Annotated in this window: 4 protein-coding genes; all 4 read right to left on the reverse strand. The window is 66.2% G+C overall.

From position 1 onward, the window contains the following. A partial coding sequence (locus U9980_RS26195) for a 23S rRNA (adenine(2030)-N(6))-methyltransferase RlmJ (RefSeq protein ID WP_322770371.1) occupies positions 1-733 on the reverse strand: 733 nt, incomplete at its 3' end. Positions 734-790: 57 nt separating this feature from the next. After that, positions 791-1405: a PIG-L deacetylase family protein gene (locus tag U9980_RS26200; RefSeq protein WP_322770372.1), complete on the reverse strand. Its 615-nt coding sequence runs from the start codon at positions 1403-1405 to the stop codon at positions 791-793. Next, positions 1402-2265 carry a 5'-3' exonuclease gene (locus tag U9980_RS26205; RefSeq protein ID WP_322770373.1) on the reverse strand — a complete coding sequence of 288 codons (864 nt, stop codon included), beginning with the start codon at positions 2263-2265 and terminating at the stop codon, positions 1402-1404. Before U9980_RS26205 ends, U9980_RS26200 begins: the two co-directional genes overlap by 4 nt. Positions 2266-2725: 460 nt before the next feature. Next, positions 2726-3199 (reverse strand): WD40 repeat domain-containing protein (locus tag U9980_RS26210; protein WP_322770374.1); only part of this gene is annotated, 474 nt, incomplete at its 5' end.

Raw genomic sequence — 3199 nt, forward strand, 5'->3', positions numbered from 1 at the left:
GGGTTCCCGGTTGCACGGCGAACCCCGGCCGGCCGAGCGCGGCCAGTGCGACTTCGCCGCACCACAGCGGCGCGGTCGCACCGGATATCCCGTATTCCGTCAGTATCTCGGCGATCCGTGCGTGTAGTTCCACCCGGTGGGCGGGGGAATCGAATCCGTACCAGAACATGGCCATGAACCCGCGGGCGGCCAACTGGCAGAACAGGTCCGCCGGCGTGACAGATCCGGTGGTGTCACCGAACGGATAGAAAGGATCGACGAGGACGAAGGTCGTCGCGACTTCGCTCGCGTCCAACGCGTCCCCGGCACGTCTGATCTCCGTGACGCCGTCCATCTGCGGGCACGTCACATCGAGGAGCTGACGATCCGCCGCGGCCTGCCGGAGGGACGTCACGCTGTCCCCGTCGAGGTCCGGCAGTAGGTACACGGCGGCCTGCCTGAGGATCTCCATGGCGATCAGGGACGACCCGGGGTATCGCGACGGTCGATCGCATCGAAACGCGGAATGGGCAAGTGTCTGCCGGTACCGGCAGACGGCGAGTTGCGGCGACGCCCGGCTGTGCTCCAAAAAATGGTACACGCCGTAGTCGCGCTCCATCGAGGGCGTAAGTGGATAGGACGCCGAACCGGCATGCGTCTCCCAGTACCGGCGCGGCCGTTCCAGCAGGAGGATCTCAGCCAGCGGAAGATGCTTCCAGACGTCCCCGATCCGCCCGAAATGCCGATTAGCCATCTACGCTCCTTGCCTTCGGTCCATACACGGATAAGGTCCCTGCGCAGGGAGTTCGGGTCACAGACAGGTCGCCGCTGGCAGCCGGCCGAGCACGGGGATCGGCTGGAACGCCTCGGCGTAAGGCTTCCCGATGCGTCCACCCCAGCTGGCGCCCATCCGTTCCGCCATCCCCACAAAATGCTCCAGCGGCTGGCTTCGATGGGCACGCAACGCTTGAAGCTTGATTTCAAACGTCTCGGTGACGTCGACGACAACCCGCCCCGGAAAGGGACCGTCCAAAGTCCACGACTCGTAGGTGTCGCACGCATACACCCGCCGGGGAAATCCGGTCTCGATGATTGCCCGCGCCACGGCGGCCAGCGCGATCTCGCTCACCCTCCGATGGTCGTGGTGCATGTCGTTGCGCGGGTGAACAACCAGGACCTCGGGTGTGAGCCGGCACAGCAGGTCGACACAGTCCTGCTCCCGATGCCGGTCGACCACCTCCACACCGGCGCCGAGCATCTCCGCGGCCGACCTCGCCTCAGCGGCCCGCTGTTCGTCCACCTTCTCCACGGCGATCGTGACGGGGGCATGCCGGGCATGCCGGGCGAGGGTGCCGCCCATCCACAGCTCGGCGTCGTCGGGATGGGCGGTCACCGCGAGGACGCTGCCCGGAGTCGCGCCGCTCACCGCCACAGGCCCAGCGTGTTGACGACGGCGGCGGCCAGCGGGAGGTACGCGGCGTCCACCGAGGTGCGTTGCGGTAGTGCGGGGAGATCGATGTCGATCTGAAGGCGGATCATCTGCCGCCAGGTCAGCACCTTGTCCCACATCTGTTCGGCCGTGGCCCCGGCGGCGCCGACCAGACGGCCCGCGGCCCGTGCTTCCTCGAGCGTCAGGCCATCGGCCAGAATGCGGGCGGCCCGGACCTTGCCGATGCCGCGAACTCCCGGAATGTTGTCCGACGGGTCACCCATCAGTGCACGGAAGTCGCACCACTGCCGGGGTTCCACACCAAATCGGTCTACGACCTCCGTTCGGTTCACGATGGCCCGCGACCGTTTCTTCACGGTGTTGAGGACGGTCACCTCATCGTCGATGAGCTGGTAGAAATCCTTGTCCATGGACAGTACGGAGCGCGGCCGGCCAGCTGATCGGTTGACGAGAGTGGCTATCACATCGTCGGCCTCGTGCGCGCAGGATTCGACCCAGCCGACTCCGATCACATCGAGGCCCTTCTTGATGTCGTCGAGCCAGTCCAGCGGGCTGAGGTCGACGTCCACACGGTTCTGCTTGTATTCGGAGTCGGAGGCCTGACGCGACTGCAGGCCGTCCTCGCCGTCGAAACACACCACGCATTCCACCGGGGTGTCGAGCGTCCGGCAGCTCGACCGCAGCAGGGCGAAGAAGGCGAAGATGGCCGTGACGTCTGTTCCGCTCGGGTTTCGGATGACTGCGGGGAAGCCGAATGCGGCCCGCCACAACAGGTTGAACCCGTCGACAAGGAGCAGCACTTCCTCGCCGTCTTCGTTCCATTCCGCGCTGCTCATGGCACGACCCACAGTCCTGACCTCCGTCGGCTCGGCGGAACTCGCCGAGGAAAAACCGGAAAGGTGCAGCGCTCGTCGCGCGGCAGTCCCGCAGGGCAGCACGATGATCAACCAAGGTCATGGTTGCGCCGGCCGCGGGGACCTGAGCAGGGCCGTCGTTCACCGTGGCGGTCCGCGCGTGTAGGGAAGCGGACTGGTGGTCTGCCGACGATGATCGTTCCTACTGCTCAGGCACGACGGAGCATAGACCGCGCAGGGTCGGTGTGTCCATTCCGGATGAAGTCTGCGAACGGGGCGACTGTGGAGCGCGGTTCGTGGGGTAAGTCCGGACGGCCTTGACCGGAAAGTGTCCGGATGACCAGACCCGATTGTCCGGACAAGCAGACCTGCCGCCTTTAGCCGTGACGTGTCGGAACGCCGCCCTGCCACTCCGAAGGCTGACCGCCAAGCCGGGCCGCGGTCAGCTCAAGTCCCACAGGAGTATCGGCCTGAGGTCTGCCGCGGTGGCCAGCATCGTCGAGTCCGGACTGATGGCGACCGTCACGACTGGCGCGTCAAACGAGATGCACGCGCGGGGCACCGGTGCACCCTCCGCCCACTCCCACACGATGACGTCGGTGCACGAGGCTGCGACCAGTCGGCGGCCGTCCGCGCTGAAGACGACCTTGGTGGCGGAATCGAGGTACGGATCGTCGTGCACATACAGCTGTTTCGGTGGTTCGACGACGGCATCCCCGTCGACCGGCCAAAGTTTGACGCCGTCGACCGAGATGCCGACGCCAGCCAGCCATGTGCCGTCCGGGCTGAACCGAACGCGGTCCGCCGCTACGCACTCGATTGTGTCGGTCAACCCACCCCGCCGTTCCACCGTTCTGAGAGCGACCCGCCCGTTGTTGGCAGTGGCGACCAAGCGGCCACCTGGGTGAATCGAGAC

It is taken from the genome of Protofrankia sp. Cr1 (assembly GCF_963555865.1).
Classification (GTDB): domain Bacteria; phylum Actinomycetota; class Actinomycetes; order Frankiales; family Frankiaceae; genus Protofrankia.